The 22,393-nt window shown below is 73.4% G+C and carries 23 protein-coding genes and 1 pseudogene; 11 read left to right on the forward strand and 13 right to left on the reverse strand.

The features are described 5' to 3' along the window. Positions 1-440: MFS transporter (locus ACLU3S_RS19450; RefSeq protein ID WP_413953171.1), on the forward strand; the 440-nt coding region annotated here is incomplete at its 5' end. A gap of 73 nt (positions 441-513) precedes the next feature. Then, positions 514-1,257, forward strand: coding sequence for a maleylpyruvate isomerase family mycothiol-dependent enzyme (locus tag ACLU3S_RS19455; RefSeq protein ID WP_413953172.1), 744 nt, complete (start codon positions 514-516; stop codon positions 1,255-1,257). Between the two features lie 7 nt (positions 1,258-1,264). Here ACLU3S_RS19455 and ACLU3S_RS19460 read toward each other — a convergent pair whose 3' ends face one another. Continuing rightward, entirely contained in the window at positions 1,265-1,663 is a 399-nt protein-coding gene (locus tag ACLU3S_RS19460) for a MarR family winged helix-turn-helix transcriptional regulator (protein WP_413953173.1), read from the reverse strand. An 85-nt stretch (positions 1,664-1,748) separates the two neighbouring features. Between ACLU3S_RS19460 and ACLU3S_RS19465 the strand changes: the two genes are divergently transcribed. Both ACLU3S_RS19465 and ACLU3S_RS19470 read left to right on the forward strand, forming a co-directional pair. Then, entirely contained in the window at positions 1,749-3,239 is a 1,491-nt protein-coding gene (locus ACLU3S_RS19465; protein WP_413953174.1) for an MFS transporter, read from the forward strand. A gap of 117 nt (positions 3,240-3,356) precedes the next feature. After that, the gene (locus ACLU3S_RS19470) at positions 3,357-3,647 is read left to right on the forward strand and encodes a DUF6332 family protein (protein ID WP_413953175.1); all 291 of its coding nucleotides are present in this window, start codon (positions 3,357-3,359) and stop codon (positions 3,645-3,647) included. On the opposite strand, the gene ACLU3S_RS19475 is transcribed toward ACLU3S_RS19470, so the two are convergent. From ACLU3S_RS19475 to ACLU3S_RS19485, 3 genes are all read right to left on the reverse strand, one after another. Beyond that, entirely contained in the window at positions 3,608-4,273 is a 666-nt protein-coding gene (locus ACLU3S_RS19475) for a response regulator (protein WP_413953176.1), read from the reverse strand. The two genes, ACLU3S_RS19470 and ACLU3S_RS19475, sit on opposite strands and share 40 nt — an antisense overlap. Next, a complete protein-coding gene (locus tag ACLU3S_RS19480) occupies positions 4,270-5,493 on the reverse strand; it encodes a sensor histidine kinase (RefSeq protein ID WP_413953177.1) in 1,224 nt (407 codons plus the stop codon). Before ACLU3S_RS19480 ends, ACLU3S_RS19475 begins: the two co-directional genes overlap by 4 nt. Before the next feature lie 152 nt (positions 5,494-5,645). Then, positions 5,646-6,338 carry a TetR/AcrR family transcriptional regulator gene (locus ACLU3S_RS19485; protein WP_413953178.1) on the reverse strand — a complete coding sequence of 231 codons (693 nt, stop codon included), beginning with the start codon at positions 6,336-6,338 and terminating at the stop codon, positions 5,646-5,648. Positions 6,339-6,464: 126 nt separating this feature from the next. On the opposite strand from ACLU3S_RS19485, the gene ACLU3S_RS19490 reads away from it, so the two are divergent. Next, the gene (locus ACLU3S_RS19490; protein WP_413953179.1) at positions 6,465-6,920 is read left to right on the forward strand and encodes a nitroreductase family deazaflavin-dependent oxidoreductase; all 456 of its coding nucleotides are present in this window, start codon (positions 6,465-6,467) and stop codon (positions 6,918-6,920) included. Between the two features lie 191 nt (positions 6,921-7,111). Here ACLU3S_RS19490 and ACLU3S_RS19495 read toward each other — a convergent pair whose 3' ends face one another. Continuing rightward, positions 7,112-8,353, reverse strand: a complete 1,242-nt coding sequence (locus tag ACLU3S_RS19495) for a geranylgeranyl reductase family protein (RefSeq protein ID WP_413953180.1) — start codon at positions 8,351-8,353, stop codon at positions 7,112-7,114. A gap of 168 nt (positions 8,354-8,521) precedes the next feature. Between ACLU3S_RS19495 and ACLU3S_RS19500 the strand changes: the two genes are divergently transcribed. Next, positions 8,522-9,877, forward strand: a complete 1,356-nt coding sequence (locus ACLU3S_RS19500) for a dipeptidase (RefSeq protein ID WP_413953181.1) — start codon at positions 8,522-8,524, stop codon at positions 9,875-9,877. 102 nt (positions 9,878-9,979) lie between these two features. Next, the gene (locus tag ACLU3S_RS19505; RefSeq protein WP_413953182.1) at positions 9,980-10,684 is read left to right on the forward strand and encodes an MBL fold metallo-hydrolase; all 705 of its coding nucleotides are present in this window, start codon (positions 9,980-9,982) and stop codon (positions 10,682-10,684) included. 9 nt (positions 10,685-10,693) lie between these two features. On the opposite strand, the gene ACLU3S_RS19510 is transcribed toward ACLU3S_RS19505, so the two are convergent. Beyond that, a complete protein-coding gene (locus ACLU3S_RS19510; RefSeq protein ID WP_413953183.1) occupies positions 10,694-11,737 on the reverse strand; it encodes an NUDIX hydrolase in 1,044 nt (347 codons plus the stop codon). Between the two features lie 136 nt (positions 11,738-11,873). After that, positions 11,874-12,068, reverse strand: coding sequence for a hypothetical protein (locus tag ACLU3S_RS19515; RefSeq protein ID WP_413953184.1), 195 nt, complete (start codon positions 12,066-12,068; stop codon positions 11,874-11,876). 52 nt (positions 12,069-12,120) lie between these two features. Between ACLU3S_RS19515 and ACLU3S_RS19520 the strand changes: the two are divergent. Both ACLU3S_RS19520 and ACLU3S_RS19525 read left to right on the forward strand, forming a co-directional pair. Beyond that, positions 12,121-12,370 (forward strand): annotated as a pseudogene (locus ACLU3S_RS19520) (hypothetical protein); the annotation flags it as partial. A gap of 230 nt (positions 12,371-12,600) precedes the next feature. Beyond that, the gene (locus ACLU3S_RS19525; RefSeq protein ID WP_413953185.1) at positions 12,601-14,619 is read left to right on the forward strand and encodes an NPCBM/NEW2 domain-containing protein; all 2,019 of its coding nucleotides are present in this window, start codon (positions 12,601-12,603) and stop codon (positions 14,617-14,619) included. A gap of 1 nt (position 14,620) precedes the next feature. Here the strand turns inward: ACLU3S_RS19525 and ACLU3S_RS19530 are convergent, their stop codons facing one another. Continuing rightward, positions 14,621-15,574 (reverse strand): ROK family protein, encoded by a 954-nt coding sequence (locus ACLU3S_RS19530; protein WP_413953186.1) that lies wholly within the window; start codon positions 15,572-15,574, stop codon positions 14,621-14,623. A 254-nt stretch (positions 15,575-15,828) separates the two neighbouring features. On the opposite strand from ACLU3S_RS19530, the gene ACLU3S_RS19535 reads away from it, so the two are divergent. Together ACLU3S_RS19535 and ACLU3S_RS19540 are read left to right on the forward strand one after the other, a co-directional pair. Beyond that, entirely contained in the window at positions 15,829-16,878 is a 1,050-nt protein-coding gene (locus tag ACLU3S_RS19535; protein ID WP_413953187.1) for a LacI family DNA-binding transcriptional regulator, read from the forward strand. Positions 16,879-16,885: 7 nt separating this feature from the next. Beyond that, complete coding sequence (locus ACLU3S_RS19540; RefSeq protein ID WP_413953188.1) at positions 16,886-17,686, forward strand: hypothetical protein; 801 nt, start codon at positions 16,886-16,888, stop codon at positions 17,684-17,686. Here the strand turns inward: ACLU3S_RS19540 and ACLU3S_RS19545 are convergent. The 5 genes from ACLU3S_RS19545 to ACLU3S_RS19565 all read right to left on the reverse strand — a co-directional run bounded on the left by ACLU3S_RS19545 (position 17,667) and on the right by ACLU3S_RS19565 (position 22,298). After that, the gene (locus ACLU3S_RS19545; protein ID WP_413953189.1) at positions 17,667-18,965 is read right to left on the reverse strand and encodes a DUF6986 family protein; all 1,299 of its coding nucleotides are present in this window, start codon (positions 18,963-18,965) and stop codon (positions 17,667-17,669) included. The two genes, ACLU3S_RS19540 and ACLU3S_RS19545, sit on opposite strands and share 20 nt — an antisense overlap. A 183-nt stretch (positions 18,966-19,148) precedes the next feature. Continuing rightward, entirely contained in the window at positions 19,149-20,111 is a 963-nt protein-coding gene (locus ACLU3S_RS19550; protein ID WP_413953190.1) for an electron transfer flavoprotein subunit alpha/FixB family protein, read from the reverse strand. Between the two features lie 53 nt (positions 20,112-20,164). Beyond that, on the reverse strand, positions 20,165-20,950 hold the full coding sequence (locus tag ACLU3S_RS19555) for an electron transfer flavoprotein subunit beta/FixA family protein (protein WP_413953191.1): 786 nt from the start codon (positions 20,948-20,950) through the stop codon (positions 20,165-20,167). A 217-nt stretch (positions 20,951-21,167) separates the two neighbouring features. Then, the gene (locus tag ACLU3S_RS19560; RefSeq protein ID WP_413953192.1) at positions 21,168-21,677 is read right to left on the reverse strand and encodes a flavin reductase family protein; all 510 of its coding nucleotides are present in this window, start codon (positions 21,675-21,677) and stop codon (positions 21,168-21,170) included. Between the two features lie 207 nt (positions 21,678-21,884). Next, complete coding sequence (locus tag ACLU3S_RS19565; protein ID WP_413953203.1) at positions 21,885-22,298, reverse strand: TlpA family protein disulfide reductase; 414 nt, start codon at positions 22,296-22,298, stop codon at positions 21,885-21,887. Between the last annotated feature and the right edge of the window lie 95 nt (positions 22,299-22,393).

Raw genomic sequence — 22,393 nt, forward strand, 5'->3', positions numbered from 1 at the left:
CGGCCTCCGCGGGCACGGCGGCCGCCGGGTACGCGTGTTTCGCGCTCGCCATGACCGTCGGACGGCTCACCGGCTCGGCGCTGCTGGCGCGCCTCGGCCGGGCCCGCACCGTGGTCGCCGGCGGTACCGTCGCGGCGGCGGGCATGCTGCTCGGCTCGCTGGCGCCCTCGCTCTGGCCGGCGCTGATCGGCTTCGCCGTCACCGGACTTGGGCTCGCCAACCTCTTCCCGGTCGCCGTGGAGCGGGCTGGGGCCCTGACCGGCCCGTCCGGCGTGGCCCTCGCCTCCACGTTCGGCTACGGCGGCATGCTCCTGGGGCCGCCGGCGATCGGCCTCATGGCCGACCGCTTCTCCCTGCCGGCCGCGCTCACGAGCGTGGCCGCGCTCGCCGCCGTCGCCGCCGTCATCGGGGTGTCGACGAGGACGGCGATGAACGGCTGACGCGCGCCCGCGCGGCGGCCACCGCCCCGAAGACGGGTGCCCGCGCGCGCCGCTCGTCCGGCAGACTCACCCCATGGAGACTGCCGACTTCCTTCAGACCCTGGACCGCGAGGGCCGATTGCTCGCGGCGGCCGCCGAGCAGGCCGGGACCGACGCCAAGGTGCCGGCGTGCCCCGCATGGCAGGTGCGGGACCTGCTCGGCCACACGGGCGCGGTGCACCGGTGGGCCACGGCCTTCGTCGCCGAGGGGTGCGCCGAGCCACGGCCCATCGGCGACCCGCCGGACTTGGACGGTGGCGAGCTGGTCGCCTGGTACCGGGACAGCCACCGCCGGCTGGTCGACACCCTGTCCTGCGCCCCCGCCGGCCTGGAGTGCTGGACCTTCCATCCGGCGCCCAGCCCCTCGCCGCTGGCGTTCTGGACGAGGCGGCAGGCGCACGAGACGACCGTGCACCGGTACGACGCCGAGACCGCGCGGGGCGGCACGGCCTCCCCCGTCGCGGCGGACTTCGCGGCGGACGGCATCGACGAGCTGCTGCGGGGGTTCCACGCCCGCTCCCGGAGCCGGGTGCGCACCCGGGAGCCGCGCGTGCTGAGGGTGCGCGCGGTGGACGCGGGCCCCGAGGCGGTGTGGACCGTACGGCTCACCGCGGAGGCGCCGCCGGCGACGGTGCGCGCGGCGCCCGGTGCGGCCGACGCCGAACTGTCCGGACCCGCCGACCAGTTGTACCTGGCGCTGTGGAACCGCGCCCCCGTGCCGCAGGTGACCGGCGACCGCTCACTCGCCACCCTGTGGCGGGAGACCTCCGGCATCTGACGGCCGCTCAGTCGCCGTCGGCCAGCATTCTGGCCAGCACCGCGCGCTGCACCGGGCGTACCTCGCCGTGCAGCGCGCGGCCCTTCGCCGTGAGGGCCACCCGAACGCCCCGCCGGTCCTCCGCGCACATGGCCCGCTCGACGAGGCCGTCCTTCTCCAGGCGGCCGATGAGCCGGGACAGCGCGCTCTGGCTGAGGTGGACCCGCTCGGAGATCTCCTGGACCCGGTAGGCGCAGCCGCCCTCCGCCGCCGCGCCCTCGGCCAGCAGGTCGAGGACCTCGAAGTCGCTGGCGCACAGGCCGTGGCCATGCAGGGTCCGGTCCAGTTCGCACTGGGTGCGGGCGTGCAGGGCCAGGATGTCCCGCCACTGCTCCACAAGTGCCTGCTCGGCCTTCTTCGCCGCCATGAGCGCACCGTAGCAGACGAGCGAATTTATTGCACGTAAATTAAATGCACGTGCATTGCGTGCATATGCATGTAGTCTCGTCGGCATGACCTCTCCACTCACGGCCTCCGCGGCCCCCTCCTCGGCCGTCCGCTGGACCCCCCGGTTGTGGGGCACTCTGCTGGTGCTGTGCGCCGCGATGTTCCTGGACGCGCTCGACGTGTCGATGGTCGGCGTCGCGCTGCCGTCCATCGGCTCGGACCTGCACCTGTCCACGTCGACGCTGCAGTGGATCGTCAGCGGCTACATCCTCGGCTACGGCGGCCTGCTCCTGCTCGGCGGCCGCACCGCCGACCTGCTCGGCCGGCGCCAGGTGTTCCTCGTCGCGCTCGGCGTCTTCGCGCTCGCCTCGCTGCTCGGCGGGCTCGTGGACTCGGGTCCGCTGCTGATCGCCAGCCGGTTCGTCAAGGGCCTGAGCGCGGCCTTCACGGCGCCGGCGGGCCTGTCGATCATCACCACGACGTTTCCCGAGGGCCCGCTGCGCAACCGCGCCCTGTCCATCTACACCACCTGCGCCGCCACCGGCTTCTCGATGGGCCTGGTGCTGTCCGGTCTGCTGACCGAGGTCAGCTGGCGCTTCACCATGCTGCTGCCCGCGCCGATCGCCCTCGTCGCCCTCGCCGCCGGGCTCAGGCTGCTGCCGCGCAGCGCCCGCGAGGAGAACCACGACGGCTACGACGTTCCCGGCGCCGTCCTCGGCACCCTCTCCATGCTGTTGCTGGTCTTCACCGTCGTCCAGGCGCCCGGGGCCGGCTGGGCCTCGCCCCGCACCCTGCTGTCCTTCCTGGCGGTGGTGGTCATGCTGACCGCCTTCGTCCTGGTCGAACGGCGTTCACCGAGCCCGCTGATCCGGCTGGGCGTGCTGCGCTCGGGCAGCCAGGTGCGCGCGCAGTTCGGCGCGGTCGCCTTCTTCGGGTCGTACGTCGGCTTCCAGTTCCTGACGACGCTGTACATGCAGTCCCTGCTCGGCTGGTCCGCCCTGCACACGGCGCTCGCGTTCCTGCCCGCGGGCGCGCTGGTGGCGGTGTCCTCGACCAAGGTCGGCGCGATCGTCGACCGGTTCGGCACCCCACGGCTGATCGCGACCGGCTTCGCACTGATGGTCCTCGGGTACGCGCTGTTCCTGCGCGTCGACCTGAACCCGGTCTACGCGGCCGTCGTCCTGCCGTCGATGCTGCTGATCGGCGCGGCCTGCGCGCTGGTCTTCCCGTCCCTCAACATCCAGGCCACCAGCGGGGTCGACGACCACGAGCAGGGCATGGTCTCCGGACTGCTCAACACGTCGGTGCAGGTGGGCGGCGCGATCTTCCTGGCGGTGGTGACCGCGGTGGTGACGGCGAACGCCCCCGCGCACCCCGCCCCACAGGCCGTCCTCGACAGCTACCGGCCGGGCTTCCTGGTGGTCACCGGCGTCGCGCTGGCCGGGCTGCTGATCACCGTCACGGGTCTGCGCGGCCGTCGTACCCGGCAGTCCCTGGTGGTCGCCGGGTCCGCCGCCACGGAGGCATCAGCGGAGCGCGTCGCGGTGCGCGACTGAGGCCCGAACCGACGGGGTGTGGCGGTGGTGAGCCGCCAGTGACGGACCGGGGACACGTCCTCGCGCGCCCGGCGCAGTCGCTTGCTCCGCCGGGCGCGCGCCTGTGAGGCTGGCGCGATGGACGCACACGGGGGGCGGCGGCGCCGCACCAGGGCCGAACAGGACGCGGCGACGGTGGAGATCGGGTACGCGCTGGCCAGTGGCGTGTTCGCGGCCGCGGTGCTGTTCGGGGCCGTGGCCGGGCCCGCGCTGCTCTTCGACCTGCCGCACGCGGCGGCCACGGCGCTGCGCCGCCTCGGCCTCGTGCTGGCGCTGGTCCTGTTCGCGACCCGGGTCGTGAGCGTGCTGGTGCGGTTCCGCCGGCGGGGTCAGCCCAGCCAGCCCGGCCGGACCAATCCCGACTCGTAGGCCAGCACGACGAGTTGGGCGCGGTCGCGCGCGCCCAGCTTGACCATGGTGCGGCTGACGTGTGTCTTGGCCGTGAGCGGGCTGACCACCAGACGGCGGGCGATCTCCTCGTTGGACAGGCCGATGCCGACCAGCGCCATGACCTCCCGTTCCCGCTCGGTGAGCCGGGCGAGCGCGTCGGCCGCCGCGGGCTCCTTGGACCGTGCCGCGAACTCGGCGATCAGCCGGCGCGTGACACCCGGGGACAGCAGCGCGTCGCCCTGCACCACCGCCCGCACCGCGCGCACCAGCTCCTCCGGCTCGGTGTCCTTCACCAGGAATCCGGAGGCGCCCGCGCGGATCGCCTCGAAGACGTACTCGTCCAGTTCGAAGGTGGTGAGCATGACCACCTTCACGTCCGCCCACTCCGCGCTCCCGATGATCCTGCGGGTCGCGGCGAGGCCGTCCAGCAGGGGCATGCGGATGTCCATGAGGACGACGTCCGGCCGCAGTTCGCGCGCCAGGCGCGCGGCCTCCTCCCCGTCGGCCGCCTCGCCGGCCACCTCGATGTCCGGCTGCGCGTCGAGCAGCGCCCTGAAGCCGGCCCGCACCAACGACTGGTCGTCCGCGAGCAGTACCCGGATCACTCGTCCTCCCTCGTGTGCAACGGCAGTACGGCGAGCACCCGGAAGCCGCCGTCGGACCGCGGGCCGGCCTCGATGGTGCCGCCCAGCGCGACCGCCCGCTCCCGCATGCCGGCCAGCCCGTTCCCGCTGCCGCCCGCCTCCGCGCCGGTCGCCGGCCCGTCGTCGTCGATCCGCAGCCGCAGCATGCCGTCACCGTCGGCGAAGTGCACGCGCGCGTGCCGTGAGCCGGAATGCCGTACGACATTGGTGAGGGCCTCCTGCACGATGCGGAAGGCCGCCAGGTCGGTGCCGGGCGGCAGGCGCGGCGGCTCGCCGTCCACGGCGACGGTCAGTCCGGCCGCCGCCGCCTGCTCCACCAGCTCCGGCAGCCGGTCCAGGCCGGGGGCGGGGGCGCGCGGCGCGGCGCCCGGGGCGCGCAGGGTGTCGAGGACCTGACGGACCTCACCGAGCGCCTCCTTGCTGGCGGCCTTGATGGTGGTGAGCGCGGTCCGGGCCTGCTCCGGGTCGCTGTCGAGCAGGGCGAGGCCCATGCCGGCCTGGACATTGATGACGGAGATGCTGTGCGCGAGGACGTCGTGCAGCTCCCGGGCGATCCGCAGCCGTTCCTCGTCCGCACGCCGACGCGCCGCCTGCGCCCGGTCCGCGCGTTCCCGGGCCCACTGCTCGCGCCGCACCCGGGCCAGTTCGGCCACGGCGAGGACGGCCAGCACCCAGGTGGCGATGACGATCTCCTGGGTGAGGTCGGCACCCTTGTCCCCCGCGGGCGGAAGCCAGCGGTAGAGCCAGAGGGCGACCAGGGCGTGTCCGGCCCACAGCAGGCCGACCGACGCCCAGGCGGCACGCCGGTGCCCGGCGACGACCGCGCTGAGGCAGCCGACCGCGACGGCCAGGTAGACCGGACCGTAGGGGTAGCCCGCGGCCAGGTAGACGAGGGCCGCCGTCGCGGTGACGAAGGGGACGGCCACGGGATGGCGGTACCGCCACAGCAGCGGGACGCACGCGAGGAGCAGCAGCGCGTGCGCGGAGCCGTCGAGGGGCACGCGATGGGGCTGGCCGTGTGCGGAGAAGCGCGAGCCGACCAGCACGAACAGAGTGAGCAGCAGTGTCGAGCGCCAGGGCAGGCCGGAGCGCCCGGGCTCCGCCCCGCCCGGGGCGCTCCGCCACGGCGGCCCGTACGGCCACCGGTGCCCGGGGGCGCGCTGCTCTTCCATGCAGGCCACGCTAGACGGCGGGCGGACGCGGTGGCATCGGTCGGGTGAGGTGATCAGCCGTACTCCCGGGGTAGTACGACGCCTTCGGGACCTGCCGGGGAGGTACGCCCCCACGGCAGGCTCTTCGCCGTCGCGGGGGAGCTTTCGCAGTCGCGGGAGAGCTAGCGGAGCCCCACGCCGTGCGCCAGCACCGCGACCGCGTGCCGGAAGAAGGTCTCCCGGTCCTCGACGACCTTGTGGAACTGCCCGAACAATTCGAAGCTCACCAGCCCGAACAGCTGCGCCCAGGCCGCCACCAGCGCGGTGATCGCCTCGGGCGGCAGCCCGGGGGCGAAGTCCGCCGCCATCCGCTCGCCCTCGGGGCGCAGCGCGGCGGGCGAGGGCAGGGGCAGGTCGGCGAGGCCCGGACCCTGGTGCACGTCCCGGACGATGCCGATGAAGACGAGGCCGACGCGGGCGGCGGCCGGGATGGTCGTCTCGGGGGCGGCGTAGCCGGGCACGGGCGAGCCGTAGATCAGCGCGTACTCGTGCGGATGAGCGAGCGCCCAGTCGCGCACCGCCTCGCACACCGCCGTCCAGCGGGCCACGGGTGAGGCGTCGGCGGCGCCGTCCCGGGCCCGCTCGGCCGCCTCGCCGAGGGAGTCGTAGGCGTCGATGATCAGGGCGGTCAGCAGCTCGTCGCGGTTGGGGAAGTAGCGGTACAGGGCCGAGGACACCATGCCCAGCTCGCGCGCGACGGCCCGCAGCGACAGCTTGGCCGCCCCGTCCTTCGCCAGCTGTCTGCGCGCCTCTTCCTTGATGGCCGCGGTGACTTCGATCCTGGCCCGCGCGCGGGCGCCCTGTGCGGTGCTCATACCAGCAGTGTGCCACGTGTCAGAGCAGTGCACACAAAAGAGAGCACTGCTCTTGCTCTGGAGCACCTCTCTGCCCCACACTGGAGTCGAGCGAGAGCACCGCTCTCCCAAACTGTGGGGGTTCCCATGTCGTCGTCTTCGCCGTACTACCTCAAGGGCAGCCCGATGTCCGTGCGCATGAACAGCGTGATCGGGTGGCTCGCCCGGCACGGGCTCAGCCTCGCCGGCTCGGCCGAGCTGTCGGTGCGCGGCCGCAAGAGCGGCCAGATGCAACGGGTCCCGGTCAACCCGCACACCTACGAGGGCGCGCAGTACCTGGTCTCGGTGCGCGGTCACGCGCAGTGGGTGCGCAACATGCGGGCGGCCGGCGGCGGCGAACTGCGCGTGGGCCGCAAGGTGCGCACCTTCACCGCGCAGGAGCTGCCCGACGCGGAGAAGGTCGCCGTGCTGCGGACCTACCTGGAGCGGTGGGGCTGGGAGGTCAAGGACTACTTCAAGGGCGTCACCGCGACGTCCTCCGACGAAGAGCTCCTGGCCGCCGCACCGGACCACCCGGTGTTCCGGATCACGGTCGCCGACTGACGCACACCCGGGTCCGGTCGGGGACCGGGTGCGACGACGGTACCGCCCGGTCCGGTCAGCCCCGGGCGCTACGGTCACCGCCACCGGTTCCCATGAGCGCCAGGCCCGCACCCTCAGCGGCCGCACGGCCGCGCCGGTGACCCCGGACCGGCATCCCGGCGCCACCAGCCCGGGCGGCCCCGGGCCGGCGGTCAGGATCCGGTCGGATCGTCCACCGGAGCAGCCGGGCCCCGGTCCAGTGCGGTGAGGGCGCGCTGGGCGATCGGGTGGGAGCGGACGAGTTCGCCGAGGGAGGTCGAGCCCTGGGTGATGTCCCTGAACGCATTCCAGGCCGGGCGGAAGCCCGTGAGGGCGGCGTGGAAGAGGCCGGGCCGCTTCTCGAAGACCGCGAGCATGCGCTTGCCGACGCTCATCTCGACGCCGAGCCCCGCCTTGATCGCGAACGCGTAGTTCAGGGCCTGACGCCGGGTGTCCACCGCGTCGTGCGCCTCCGCGATCCGCACCGCCCACTCCCCCGCCAGCCGGCCCGAGCGCAGCGCGAAGGAGATGCCCTCGCGGGTCCACGGCTCGAGCAGCCCGGCCGCGTCGCCGCACACCAGGACCCGGCCGCGCGAGAGCGGCGAGTCGTCGGCCCGGCAGCGGGTCAGGTGCCCGGACGAGATGGCCGGCTCGAAGCCGGACAGACCCAGCCGGGCCACGAAGTCCTCCAAGTAACGCTTCGTGGCCGCGCCTTCACCCCGCGCCGAGATCACGCCGACCGTCAGCGTGTTGCCCTTCGGGAACACCCAGCCGTAACTCCCGGGCATCGGGCCCCAGTCGATGAGGACGCGCCCCTTCCAGTCCTCGGCGACCGGGTCCGGGACCGGGATCTCCGCCTCCAGCCCGAGGTCCACCTGGTCCAGCTTCACCCCGACGTGCGCCCCTATCCGGCTGGCGCTGCCGTCCGCGCCGACGACCGCACGGGCCAGCACGGTCTCCCCGCCCTGCAGGACGACGGCGACCGTGCGCCGGTCCGGCACGGCCGCCCCGTGCTGCTCGACCCGCTGCACCGTGACGCCCGTGCGCAGCTCGGCGCCCGCCTTCTGGGCGTGCTCGACCAGCTGCTGGTCGAACTCGGGCCGGTTGATCAGCCCGAACAGCATCCGCTTGGAGCGGCGGGTGCGGGTGAAGCGCCCGTTGTTCGAGAACGTGACCGCGTGCACCCGGTCACGGAAGGGCAGCTCGAAGCCCGGCGGCAGGGCGTCCCTCGAGGGTCCGATGATGCCGCCGCCGCAGGTTTTGTAGCGGGGCAACTCGGCCTTCTCCAGCAGCAGCACGCGCCGCCCCGCGACCGCCGCCGCGTAGGCGGCCGAGGCCCCCGCGGGTCCCGCGCCCACCACGACGACGTCCCACACCCGCTGCACGTCGTCCGCCGAAGAGTTCTCGCCGCTCACGATGGTCTACTGCTCCGATCAAGCCGCTGCCGCTCCCCCGGCCCGCGACATCGCGCGAGCAGGAGGTAACCCGATGTATCCCGCATCCTACGGCGGCCGTCGTCGCAGGCCGCTGTGGGAGGATCGGTCCACCAGGCGTTCAACGTCGCACCCACGAGGAGCGTGCCCATGTCGTCGAATCCGGTCGCCGAGACCGTCGCCTCGCTGCTGCCCCGCGCGAAGGCCGAGCTGACCGAGCTCGTCGCCTTCAAGTCGGTGGCGGACTTCGAGCAGTTCCCGAAGAGCGAGAGCGAGGCCGCCGCGAACTGGATCGCCGACGCGCTGCGCGCCGAGGGCTTCGAGGACGTCGCCCTGCTCGACACCCCCGACGGCACGCAGTCGGTGTACGGCCACCTGCCGGGCCCGGAGGGCGCCAAAACGGTACTTCTCTACGCGCACTACGACGTCCAGCCGCCGCTCGACGAGGCCGCCTGGACCACCCCGCCGTTCGAGCTGACCGAGCGCGCGGGCCGCTGGTACGGCCGCGGGACCGCCGACTGCAAGGGCGGCCTCATCATGCACCTGCTCGCGCTGCGCGCGCTGAAGGCGAACGGCGGCGTCCCGGTCCACGTCAAGGTGATCGTGGAGGGCTCGGAGGAGCAGGGCACCGGCGGCCTGGAGCGGTACGCCGAGGAGCACCCGGACCTGCTCGCGGCCGACACCATCGTGATCGGCGACACCGGCAATTTCCGCGTGGGCCTGCCCACCGTGACCACGACCCTGCGCGGCATGACCCTGCTCCGGGTCCGCATGGACACCCTCGCGGGCAACCTGCACTCCGGCCAGTTCGGCGGCGCCGCCCCGGACGCGCTGGCCGCGCTCATCCGCGTCCTGGACTCGCTGCGCGCCGAGGACGGCTCCACGACGGTCGACGGGCTCGACGCGACGGCGACGTGGGACGGCCTGGAGTACGCCGAGGAGCAGTTCCGCGCGGACGCCAAGGTGCTGGAGGGCGTCGAGCTGATCGGCGACGGCTCGGTCGCCGACCGGATCTGGGCCCGCCCGGCGGTCACCGTCCTCGGCATCGACTGCCCTCCGGTCGTCGGCGCCACCCCCTCGGTACAGGCCGGCGCCCGCGCCCTGATCAGCCTGCGGGTGCCGCCGGGCGTGGACGCGGCGGAGGCGACCAAGCTGCTCGAGGCGCACGTGCGGGCGCACACCCCGTGGGGCGCCCGCGTCACCGTCGAGCAGGTCGGCCAGGGCCAGCCCTTCCGCGCCGACACCACCAGCCCGGCCTACCGGGCGATGGCCGACGCGATGGCGGTGGCCTACCCGGGCGAGACGATGCAGTACGCCGGCCAGGGCGGCTCGATCCCGCTGTGCAACACCCTCGCCAGCCTCTACCCGCGGGCGGAGATCCTGCTGATCGGTCTGAGCGAGCCGGAGGCGCAGATCCACGCGGTCGACGAGAGCGTCTCCCCCGAGGAGCTGGAGCGGCTGTCGGTCGCCGAGGCGCTGTTCCTGAGCAACTACGCGGCGGGCTAGGCCCGCCGGCCGGGCCCGCCCTGTGCACCAGGGCGGGCCCGCCCCTTCTGCTCGCGGCAGAGCGCCTCGCCCGTGCGCGGGGCTCCCGCCTAGGGTCGGTGCATGGACGTGCTCGGACTGCTCCCCCGCCTGCACCTGCTGCGCTTCCCGGTCGGCCAGGCGTACCTCTGGCGCGACGACGACGCGTTGACGCTCGTCGACGCGGGCCTGATCGGCGCCGGCCCGGCCATCGCCGAGGCGGTGCGGGGGCTGGGGCATGCGCCGCGGGACGTACGGCGGATCGTGCTGACCCACTTCCACGAGGACCACGCGGGCGGCGCGGGCGAGTTCGCGGCGCTGTCCGGCGCCGAGGTGCTGGCCCACCGTCTGGACGCCCCGTTCGTACGGGGTGAACTGCCGGGCCCGCCCCCGCGGTTCGAGGAGTGGGAGCTGCCGGTCCACGCGGCGGTGGCCGGGCACCTGCCCCGGGGACGGCCGCTGCCGCCGCCGTCGGTCACGGAACTGGCGGACGGTGACGTGCTCAGCTTCGGTGGCGGCGCGCAGGTGCTGCACGTCCCGGGGCACACGGACGGCAGCATCGCGCTGTTCCTGCCCGCCGAGGGCGTGCTGTTCACCGGGGACACGGTGGCGGCCTCGCCGGCCGACGGTACGGTCGTGCCGGGCGTGTTCAACCTGGACCGGCCCCGGCTCCTGGCCTCCCTGTCCAGGTTGGCGCGGCTCGACGCCGACGTGGCCTGCTTCGGCCACGGCGCCCCGGTCCTGCACGGCGCCCGCGCCGCGCTCCGGGCGGCGACCGCCGGAGCCTGACCGAACGGGTCAGCCGACCGGCACGCCGGCCTCCAGGTAGAGGGCCGTGCCGCGCTCCCGCGCGCGCAGCGCCCAGCGCAGACGCTCGTAGCGCACCGGCGGAAGCATCCCGGCCGCCTCCTGCTCGCTCGCGAACCGCCACGCCCGCAGCTCAGGCCCCGGCAGCAGCACCCGGGACGCCTCGCCGGACTCCAGCCGGCCGCCGTCGAACAGCAGCCGGAGCCCGCCGAAGCCGGGCGGCACGGGCCGCTCCCAGTCCACGACGAGCAGGCGGGGCACCTCCCGCAGCCGTATCCCGGTCTCCTCGGCGACCTCCCGCATCCCCGCGCGGGCCGGGGCCTCGCCCCGCTCCACGACACCGCCGGGGAACTCCCAGCCCGGCTTGTAGGTGGGGTCCACCAGCAGCACCCGGTCCTGCTCGTCGAACAGGAGGACGCCCGCGGCGAGCGTCTCGGCGGTGGGCTCGGGGGTCTGCACGATGTCGCAGGGGGGAACCGCACCGCGGGCGACCGCCTCCGCGATGCGTACGGCGGTCTCGTACGGAGTCAGCGCGCTGGTGTCGACGAGGTGCGCGTCGGCGGTGAGCCAGGAGGCGAGGGCGGCGCGGTAGGGCTCGATGTGGTCGTACGACCACTGCCGGACCCGCATGTCGCCGTCCGGCAGGTCCGGGGGCACCTCGCGCCCGGCTATGCGGGTGCGCAGGATCGTTTCCGCCGGGGCGAGGAGCAGGTGTCGTACGGTGATCCGGCGGGCGGCGAGGCCGCCGAAGATCTCGTCGCGGTACTCCTGGCGCAGCAGGGTCATCGGCACGACGAGGACGCCGCCCAGCTCGGCGAGCATCGCGGCCGCCGTGTCCACCACGAGCCGGCGCCAGATCGGCAGGTCCTGGAAGTCGCCGACCTCGGCGAGGCGTTTGGGCGGCAGCAGGTGCGTGAGCGCCCCGCCGATGACCTCGGGGTCGAAGAGCGTGCTGTGCGGGATCAGCTCGATCAGTTCCCGTGCGGTCGTGGTCTTCCCCGCACCGAAAGCGCCGTTGATCCAGACGACGGTCACGGACTCCCCCTCTTGTGTTGGCCCCCAGAGGCTTGCCCGCTCCACCCTGCCACGGAAACACCGCCGCGGTGAGGGCGCCGTCACGAAGCGTGCCGGTGCCCTTGCGGTGGGGCACCGGCACGGCATGCGGCCGGGGCTACTGCCGGCCGAGGGGACCCTCGTCGGCGGGGGCCGGGGCGTCCTGGCCGACGAGGTCGCCGGCCGTGTGGAGGGTGTCGGAGACGTGGAGGTCGTCGAGGGAGCCGCTGCCGGCCGCGTGGGACGGGGTGACGGCGGCCACCACGAATCCGGTGGCGAGGGTCGCGAGGGCGAGGATGCTGCGCTTCTTCATGCGCTGATCAACTGCCGAAGCGTCCAGGGGTCACGGCGGCGTCCGCGGGCGGCCGGAACAGCCGATCCCCTATCCGGTCTCGCCGAGGACTACGCGGTCCGCATCGCCCGGGACTGGAACGCCAAGCACGACGGCGCCGGTTCCGTGACGCGCTTCGAGGTCGACGCGGAGTTCCTCTGCCGCTGCCCGGTCCAGCGGGCCGGCGGTGGGACGATCCTCGAACTGTGGGTGCCGGCGAGGAGTTGCCCGAGTTCAACGCGCACGTCGTGGGCCGGATCGAGGTCGTGCACGAGTTCCGGTGAGCTGGGTCGGCGTCACCGCGCGGCCACCCGAACCGAACACTTCCGAACGCTACGCCCGCGAAATGCGCGGGCTGTCAAGAGTCCTGACGGCATATTGAGCGACAGAGCCACACCCCTTCCAACAGACTCGGACACGTCCTACCGTAATCGCGCACCGATGACACGTACATGCCGGGCGTGGTCCGGCATGCCGTCATCCCACCTTTCGCGAGTCGGGAGGAACGTCGACGATGCGTCACCCTCACACCCGCACAACCCGGCGAAGACTGGTCTACGCGCTCACGGCCATGGTGCTCACGATCTCGGCGGCCGCCCCGGCGGTCGCCGCGGACCGGCGGGCGGCCGATGCCCCCGCCCTGGCCGACGGCCTCGCCCTGACCCCGCCGATGGGGTTCAACAACTGGAACTCCACGCACTGCCGCGCCGACTTCAACGAGGCCATGGTCGAGGGCATCGCGGACCTCTTCGTGGCGAAGGGCCTGAAGGACGCGGGCTACCGGTACGTCAACCTGGACGACTGCTGGGCCCTGCCCGACCGGGACCAGAACGGCAGGCTCGTACCCGACCCCGTCCGTTTCCCCCACGGCATCAAGGCGGTTGCCGACTACGTCCACGCCAAGGGGCTCAAGCTCGGCATCTACACCAGCGCCGGCACCAAGACGTGCAACAGCGCGGGCTTCCCCGGCGCCCTCGGCCACGAGTACAGCGACGCCCAGCAGTTCGCCGACTGGGGTGTCGACTACCTGAAATACGACAACTGCAACAACCAGGGCGTGGACGCCAAGCAGCGCTACACCACCATGCGCGACGCACTGAAGGCGACCGGGCGGCCCATCGTGTACAGCATCTGCGAATGGGGCGAGAACAGACCCTGGGAGTGGGCCGCGGACGTCGGCCACCTGTGGCGGACCACGGGTGACATCAGCGACAGCTGGTCCTCCATGCTGTCGATCCTGAAGCGGAACCTCCCGCTCGCCCCGTACGCCGGACCCGGCCACTGGAACGACCCCGACATGCTCGAGGTCGGCAACGGCGGCATGACGGACACCGAGTACCGCTCGCACTTCTCCCTCTGGTCGGTCATGGCCGCCCCCCTGCTCATCGGCACCGACCTGCGCAAGGCCTCCCAGGCGACCCTCGACATCCTCGGCAACAAGGAGGTCATCGCCGTCGACCAGGACCCGCTCGGCAAGCAGGGCACGGTCGTCTCCTCGGCGGACGGACGCTGGGTGATCGCCAAGCAGATGCAGGACGGCAGCCGCGCGGTCGCCCTGTTCAACGAGTCCGGCACCGCCCAGCGCATCGCCACCACCGCGAGCGCCGTGGGCCTGCCCGACGCCGACGCCTACATCCTGCGGGACCTGTGGCAGCACCGCAGCTACAACACGGCCGGCACCATCGCGGCCACCGTCCCGGCCCATGGCACGGTCATGCTGCGCGTGTCGGCCGGCCCGCACTGGGCCGCCCACCCGCCGGCCGCCGAACTCGGCCTGGAGGGCAGCCCGTTGCTGGAGGCGGGCACCCCGGTCACGCTGACCGGCACGGTCACCGACCTGGGCCGCACGCCCGCGCGCCGCGTGTCCGTGTCGCTGACCGGGCCCGACGGGTGGAGCGTGCGGCCCGCTTCGGCGACCACGGCCGCCGCCCTCGCCACGGGCAGGACCCTGCGCACCACCTGGCGCGTGACCGCCCCGGGCGGGGCCGCGACCGGCTCGTACGGCCTCACGCTCGAGGTGCGTTACCGCTCGCCGTCCGGGCAGCGGGTCACCACGGTCCTCCCCGTCACCGCGACGGTCGTCGTGCCGCCGCCCTCCGGGACGTCGTACCTGAGCGATCTGCCGTGGCTGTCGGCGACCGGCGGCTGGGGCCCGGTGGAACGTGACACCAGCAACGGGGAGAGCGCCGCGGGCGACGGCCATCCGATCACCATCGGCGGGGTGCGGTACGCCAAGGGGCTCGGCGCGCACGCCCCGAGCGACATCTCCTTCTACACCGGCGGGTCCTGCGAGAAGGTCACCGCGGAGGTCGGCGTGGACGACGAGAAGGGCGCGAAGGGCACCGTCGCCTTCGAGATCTGGGCGGACGGCACGAAGGTCGCCTCGACCGGCGTGCTGACCAACGCGATGCCCGCCCAGCCGGTCACCGCCGACGTCACCGGCGCCCAGGTGGTCCGGCTCGTCGTCACCGACGGCGGCGACGGGATCGACTCCGACCACGCGGACTGGGCGGACGCGCGGCTCGGCTGCTGACCTACCGGCTCGCCGCGGTCGCGTCCGGCCTGCGGGCCAGCGCGGCCGCGGCGGCGCCGACCAGGCCCGCGTCGGTGCCCATCTGCGCGGGCACGACCGTCAGCCGCTGCACGAAGGACAGGGTCGCGTAGTCGGTGAGCGCCTTGCGCAGGGGCGCGAAGAGGATGTCGCCCGCCTTGCCGACACCGCCCCCGATCACCGCGATGTCGATCTCGACCAGGGTCGCGGTGGCCGCGATACCGGCGGCCAGCGCCTGCGCGGCCCGCTCGAACGAGGCCACGGCGACCGGGTCCCCCGCCCGGGCGGCCTCGGCCACCGCGGCGGCCGAGGTGTCGCCGTCCGGCCCCGGCCGCCAGCCCTCCTCCAGGGCGCGGCGGGCGATGTTGGGGCCGCTGGCGATGCGCTCCACACAGCCGCGCGAGCCGCAGGGGCACAGGTCGCCGTCGAGGTCGACGCTGATGTGGCCGATGTGCCCGGCGTTCCCGGTCGGGCCGGGGTGCAGCTGCCCGTTCAGGACCAGGCCGCCGCCGACGCCGGTCGACACCACCATGCACAGCGCGTTGTCGTGGCCACGGGCGGCGCCCTGCCAGTGCTCGGCGGCCGTGATCGCGACGCCGTCGCCGATCAGTTCGACCGGCAGGCCCCCGGCCGCCGCGCGCACCCGCTCGACCAGCGGGAAGTCCCGCCAGCCCGGCACGTTCACCGGGCTGACGGTGCCCGTGGAGGCGTCCACCGGGCCCGCGCTGCCGATGCCGAGGGATGCGGCGCGTCCCCACAGAGGCGACCCGGTGAGGTCGCCGAGCACCGCCTCCACGGCGCGCATGACCGTTTCGCCGTCCTCCTGGGCCGGAGTGCCGCGCTGCGCCCTCGCCAGGATCCGTCCACGGCCGTCCACCAGGCCGCCGGCGATCTTGGTGCCGCCGATGTCCAGGGCTGCCACGAGGTCGGTGTGCATGAGTGTCGGATCTCCCCGTTGAAGCGTGGAAAACAGTGGAAAACAGAGGGCAGGGCAGGGCCGGACGAGCGGTGGGGGCGCGGGCCGGAGACAGCGCTGGACAGTCTCTCGCGCATCTGACAACGTTGTCCAGGCTCTATGCTCGACGCCACATCCTCATACGTAACCAGGGATCTTCGCTCCTCCTCCCGACGCGCCCGCCGCGAATGCGTCGGAAGGTGGAGTGAGACGGACGAGAGACAGGACAGCCCATCGTGCCCGAGACCACCCGCCGCGCAGACCGGCTCACCGGGAACCGGTACGGCAACCGCCCGACCATGAAGGACGTGGCGGCGCGGGCCGGGGTGGGCCTGAAGACGGTGTCCCGGGTGGTCAACGGCGAGCCCGGGGTCACCCCGGACACCGAGCGCCGGGTGCAGGAGGCGATCGAGGCCCTCGGCTTCCGCCGCAACGACAGCGCGCGGGTGCTGCGCAAGGGCCGCACGGCGAGCATCGGCCTGGTCCTGGAGGACCTCGCCGACCCGTTCTACGGACCGCTCAGCCGCGCCGTCGAGGAGGTCGCCCGCTCCCACGGCGCCCTGCTGATCAACGGCTCCAGCGCGGAGGACCCGGAGCGGGAGCAGGAGCTGGCGCTGGCGCTGTGCGCACGGCGGGTCGACGGTCTGGTGGTGATCCCGGCCGGGGACGACCACCGCTACCTGGAGCCGGAGATCCGGGCGGGCGTGGCGACCGTGTTCGTGGACCGCCCGGCCGGCCGGATCGACGCCGACGTGGTGCTGTCCGACAACTACGGCGGTGCCCGCGACGGCGTCGCCCACCTGATCGCCCACGGCCACCGCCGGATCGGCTTCATCGGCGACATGCCCCGCATCCACACCGCGGCGGAGCGGCTGCGCGGCTACCGGGCGGCCATGGAGGACGCGGGGATACCGGTCGACGCGCGCTGGATGTCCCTCGGTGCCACGAATCCCGAGCGGGTGCGTCGGGCGGCGCAGGAGATGCTGTCCGGGCCCGAGCCCGTCACCGCGATCTTCGCGGGCAACAACCGGGTGACGGTCACCGTGATCCGGGTCCTCGCCGAGCAGTCCCGCCAGGTGGCCCTGGTCGGCTTCGACGACATCGAGCTGGCCGATCTGCTGAAGCCGGGCGTCACGGTCGTCGCCCAGGACTCGGCCGCCCTCGGCCGTACCGCCGCCGAGCGCCTGTTCCGCCAGCTCGACGGCACCCTCGTCGCGCCGGAGCGGATCGAGCTGCCGACCCGCCTGATCACGCGCGGCTCCGGCGAGCTGCCGCCGGCGGACTGAGCCGCGCATGGCCACGCTGGAGGAACTGGGCCTCGCCGGGGTGCCGCGCGAACATCCGCTGACCTATCCGGGCGCCTGGCCGGCCGGCTCCGGGCTGCTGAACGGCGACCGGCTGCTGCCGCTGGAACGCCTGGTGTACGAGGATCGTGTGCCGGTCCTCGCCATCGGTTCCAACGCGTGCCCGGGCCAGTTGCGGCACAAGATGCGCGAGTTCGGCATCGACTCCCCGGTGCCGATGGTGCGGACCCGGGTGTCCGGAGTCGGCGTGGGCGTCTCCGCGCACGTGAGCCGCTTCGGCTATGTCTCCGCCTCCCCCGTCGCGTCCCCGCGCGGGCCGAGCGAGTTGTTCGTCATCTGGCTGGACGACCGGCAGCTGGCCGTGATCGACGCGAGCGAGGGCGTGCCGCTGCCCGCCGGCAACTTCGGCCGGGCCTGGCTGCCCGCCCCGGACGTGCGGATCGAACTGCCCGACGGCTCCGTGCTGCCGGGGGCGTACGCCTACGTCAACCGGCACGGCGTGCTGCGCCACGGGGACGGGGCGCCGCGCCGGCATCCCGGGCAGCGCGCGCTCCTCTCCTCGCTCCTGTCGGCGTCGGCCCCGCTGCGGGAACTGTTCGGCGTGACACCCGAGGAGTTCTGCGCGCGGGCGCGCGGGGACGTCGGGCGGTGCGCGCAGGGCACCCGGCTGTTCGCCGAGCAGCAGTGGGTGACGGAGTCGGGGCTGGAGCCCTACCTCGACGGCCGGCAGCCCTCCTGGGAGCGCACGGGGCCCGGCGGTCCCGCGAGGCCTACTTCCCGGAGGCGGTGAGGTCGCCGCGGCGGGGCGCGGCGAAGCCCTCCAGGTCGGCGCGGGTCAGGCCGGTGAGCCGGGCGACCTCGGCGGTGTCGAGGGCGCCGCAGTCGAGGCCGCGCAGCAGGTAGCCGCTGAGCGCCTTGGCGGTGGCGGGCTCGTCCATGACGTCGCCGCCGGCCCGGTCGGCGTAGCGGGCGAGGCGGCCCGCGGCCTGCTCGAAGCCCTCGCGGTAGAAGGCGAAGACGGCCGCGTAGCGGGTCGGGAGATGGCCGGGGTGCATGTCCCAGCCCTGGTAGTAGGCGCGGGCCAGGGCGCGGCGGGTGAGGCCGTAGTGGAGCCGCCAGGCGTCGTGCACCTTCGGCGTCGGGCCGACCGGGAGGACGTTGGTGGAGCCGTCCGAGACGCGTACGCCGGTGCCCGCCGCCGCCACCTGCATGACCGCCTTGGCGTGGTCGGCGGCCGGGTGGTCACTGGCCTGGTGGGCGGCGCTGACGCCGAGGCAGGCGCTGTAGTCGAACGTGCCGTAGTGCAGGCCGGTGGCGCGGCCCTCGGCGGCCTGGATCATGCGGGCGACGGTCGCGGTGCCGTCGGTGGCGAGGATGGCCTGGCTGGTCTCGATCTGGATCTCGAAGCCGAGCCGCCCGGCGTCCAGGCCGTGTGCCTTCTCGAAGGCCCCGAGCAGCCGGGCGAAGGCGCTCACCTGCTCGGCACAGGTCACCTTGGGCAGGGTCAGGACGAGGCCCTCGGGCAGGCCGCCCGCCGCCATGAGACCGGTGAGGAAGATGTCGAGCGTGCGGATGCCCCGGTGGCGGACGGCGGCCTCCATGCACTTCGTGCGGATGCCCATGTACGGCGCCGCCGTGCCGTTGCGGTACGCCTGCGCGATCAGCCGCGCCGCGCGGGCCGCCGTCTCGTCCTCCTCGGCGTCGGGGCGGGGGCCGTAGCCGTCCTCGAAGTCGACCCGGAGGTCCTCGACGGGCTCGCGCTCCAGCTTGGCGCGGACGCGGGAGTGCACCGGCTCCGCGAGGTCGTCGCCGAGGCCCAGGACGGCCGCGAAGGAGGCGGCGTCGGGGGCGTGTTCGTCGAGGAGCGCGAGGGCCTGGTCGCCCCAGGAGCGGATGGTGTCGGCGGCGAAGGCGTCACCGGGGACGTAGACGGTGTGGACGGGCTGCCGGGTGCCGGGGTCTCCGGGGTAGCGGCGCTCCAGTTCCGCGTCGACCGGTGCCAGAAAGGCGCTGATCTCCTCGCTGACGGCGCCCGCGAGGCTCGTCGCCACCCGCTCCTGCTGACCCATCCCACGCCCTCCAGTTTTCCGCTGTACGGAATCAACAATCCGTAGAACGAAGTTATCCGCCGGCGTTCCCGGTGGTCAACACCCCGCCGGGCCCCGGCCGGTGCCACCGGGCCGGTCTTCAGGATGCACCGAGGCCCCGGTGACCGCGCCGGTCACCGGGGCCTCGTGCCGCACCTCGGCGGCTCAGCCCTTGCGGGCCTTGATCTCCTCGGTCAGCTGCGGGACGACGTCGAAGAGGTCGCCGACGACGCCGAAGTCGACCAGCTCGAAGATCGGGGCCTCGGGGTCCTTGTTGACGGCCACGATCGTCTTGGAGGTCTGCATGCCGGCGCGGTGCTGGATGGCGCCGGAGATGCCGTTGGCGATGTACAGCTGCGGCGAGACGCTCTTGCCGGTCTGGCCGACCTGGTTGGTGTGCGGGTACCAGCCGGCGTCGACCGCGGCACGCGAGGCGCCGACGGCCGCGCCGAGGGAGTCGGCGAGGGCCTCGATGATCGAGAAGTTCTCGGCGCCGTTGACGCCACGGCCGCCGGAGACCACGATCGCGGCCTCGGTCAGCTCCGGGCGGCCCGTGGACTCACGCGGCGTACGGCCGGTGATCTTCGTGCCGGTCGCCTTCTCGGAGAAGGACACGCTCAGGGCCTCGACGCTGCCCGCGGCCGGGGCGGCCTCGACGGCGGCCGAGTTCGGCTTGACCGTGATGACCGGGGTGCCCTTGATGACGCGGGACTTGGTGGTGAACGAGGCGGCGAACACCGACTGGGTGGCCACCGGGCCCTCGTCGCCGGCCTCCAGGTCGACGGCGTCGGTGATGATGCCGGAGCCGATGCGCAGCGCCAGGCGGGCGGCGATCTCCTTGCCCTCGGCGGAGGACGGGACCAGCACGGCGGCCGGGGAGACGGCCTCGTAGGCGGCCTGCAGGGCGTCCACCTTCGGCACGACCAGGTACTCGGCGTACTCGGAGGCGTCGTGGGTGAGGACCCGCACCGCGCCGTGCTCGGCGAGGGTGGCGGCGGTGTCGGCGGCGCCGCTGCCCAGGGCGACGGCGACGGGCTCGCCGATGCGCCGGGCCAGGGTCAGCAGCTCCAGGGTGGGCTTGCGGACGGCACCGTCCACGTGGTCGACGTAGACGAGGACTTCAGCCATGGGATTGCTCTCCTGCGTAACGAAGTTGAGGGGCGGTCAGCGACTGCGGGGCCTTAGATGAACTTCTGGCCCGCGAGGAACTCAGCGAGCTGCTTGCCGCCCTCGCCCTCGTCCTTGACGATGGTGCCGGCCGTGCGGGCCGGACGCTCGTTCGCGGCCTCGACCTTGGTGAACGCGCCGTCCAGGCCGACCTCCTCGGCCTCGATGTCGAGGTCGGACAGGTCCCAGGACTCCACCGGCTTCTTCTTGGCCGCCATGATGCCCTTGAACGACGGGTAGCGGGCCTCACCGGACTGGTCGGTGACGGAGATCAGGGCCGGGAGCTGCGCCTCGAGCTGCTCGGAGGCGGCGTCGCCGTCGCGGCGGCCCTTGACCGTGCCGTCCTCGACCGAGACCTCGGACAGCAGGGTGACCTGCGGGACGCCCAGGCGCTCGGCGACCAGCGCGGGCACGACGCCCATGGTGCCGTCGGTGGAGGCCATGCCGGAGACGACCAGGTCGAAGCCGGCCTTCTCGATGGCCTTGGCCAGCACCAGGGAGGTGCCGATGGCGTCGGTGCCGTGCAGGTCGTCGTCCTCGACGTGGATGGCCTTGTCGGCGCCCATCGACAGCGCCTTGCGCAGCGCGTCCTTGGCGTCCTCGGGGCCGATGGTCAGGACGGTGACCTCGGCGTCGTCCGCGTCCTCGGCGATCTGCAGCGCCTGCTCGACCGCGTACTCGTCCAGTTCGGAGAGCAGACCGTCCACGTCGTCGCGGTCGACGGTCAGGTCATCGGCGAAGTGCCGGTCGCCAGTGGCGTCGGGCACGTACTTCACAGTGACAACGATCCTCAAGCTCACGCCGGCTCTCCTACTGCATCGTCATTTCCTGGCTGCCTCTTGCAGGCAGCATAGGCGCCTGAAGCGGCCGATCCCGGTCGGGGCGTCCGCGCGCTCCGACCGAAATATTACTCGTCAGTACACCCAGTTCCTGCCCGCTAAGCAAGCGCTTTGAACTGTGACCTTTGCAACGCAGCGTAATCGGAACTCGACGGCTTCGCAGGAGAGGGGGGCGTGATCAATCCCGCAGGCCGTTGAACCGGCCCTGGTGGTAGAGGAGCGGACGGCCGGCGCCGGAGGGGTCGCCGAGGACGACCTCGGCGAGCACGATCCGGTGGTCACCGGCCGGGACGCGCCCGACGATCCGGCACACCAGCCAGGCGAGCACGTCGTCGAGGACGGGTACGCCTTCCGGGCCCTCGCGCCACACGGTGGGCGCGGCGAAGCGGTCGGCGCCGCTGCGGGCGAAGGTGGCGGCCAGCTCGCTCTGGTGCTCCCCGAGTATGTGGACGCCGACGTGGTCGGTCCGCGCTATCGCGGGCCAGCTGGAGGCGCCGGTGCCGACGCCGAAGGAGATCATCGGCGGCTCGGCGGAGACGGAGGTGAGGGACGTCGCCGTGAAGCCGACCGGGCCGTCGTCACCACGCGCAGTGATCACCGCCACACCGGCGGCGTGCCGGCGGAAGGTGGAGCGCAACAGGGTGGGAGAGGCGAGCTGGTAGGCGCCGAGTTCGGGCGTGGCCGTCATGGAGTTGTCCTTCTGCTGAGGGCGGCGAGCGGGCGGTGGCTGTTCAGCAGCCCGGACAGCGGGCGCTCGCGGTGCGGGCGAGGTCGACGTGGACCCGCCCGTGGAGAAGGAGTTCGGTCGGCACAAGGTCAGGCTGACGACGGGTGGCACGCGCAGTCAAGCGCGGTCCGCGATCTGGGAGATGCCTCACCCCCGTCTGAAGCCCCCTCACACCGCCTCTCCCAGGGCCGCGATGACGTCGGCCTTGCGGGGGCGGCCGGTGGCTCGCCGCACGACCCGCCCGTCGGCGTCCAGCACCAGGACGGTGGGCGTCTTCTGGATCTCGAGTGCGCGTACGAGGTCCAGACGGGCCTCGGCGTCGACCTCGATGTGCGTCACGCCGGGCACCATCCCGGCGACCTCGCCGAGGATGCGCCGGGTGGCCCGGCAGGGCGCGCAGAACGCGCTGGAGAACTGCACCAGGGTCGCTCGCTCGCCGAGTTCGCCGCCCAGCTCGGCCGCTCCCAGCCGCTTGCCGTCGTCCCGCCCGCGCACCCGCACCCTCCCGCTCCGCTTCCTGTGCAGCACTCCGTAGGCGCTCGCCACCGCGAGCACCGCCACACACACCACCAGTCCGGTCACCATCTGCTCAAGCATTCACGAGACTGCAAAGATTCCCGCCTCCCGGAGGAGTCTCCCCTGCGGAATGCTTTATTCATGGACATCGACGCGAGAGG

Origin of the sequence: Streptomyces sp. AF1A (genome assembly GCF_047340315.1) — a bacterium.
In the GTDB taxonomy this organism is placed as follows: Bacteria; Actinomycetota; Actinomycetes; order Streptomycetales; family Streptomycetaceae; genus Streptomyces.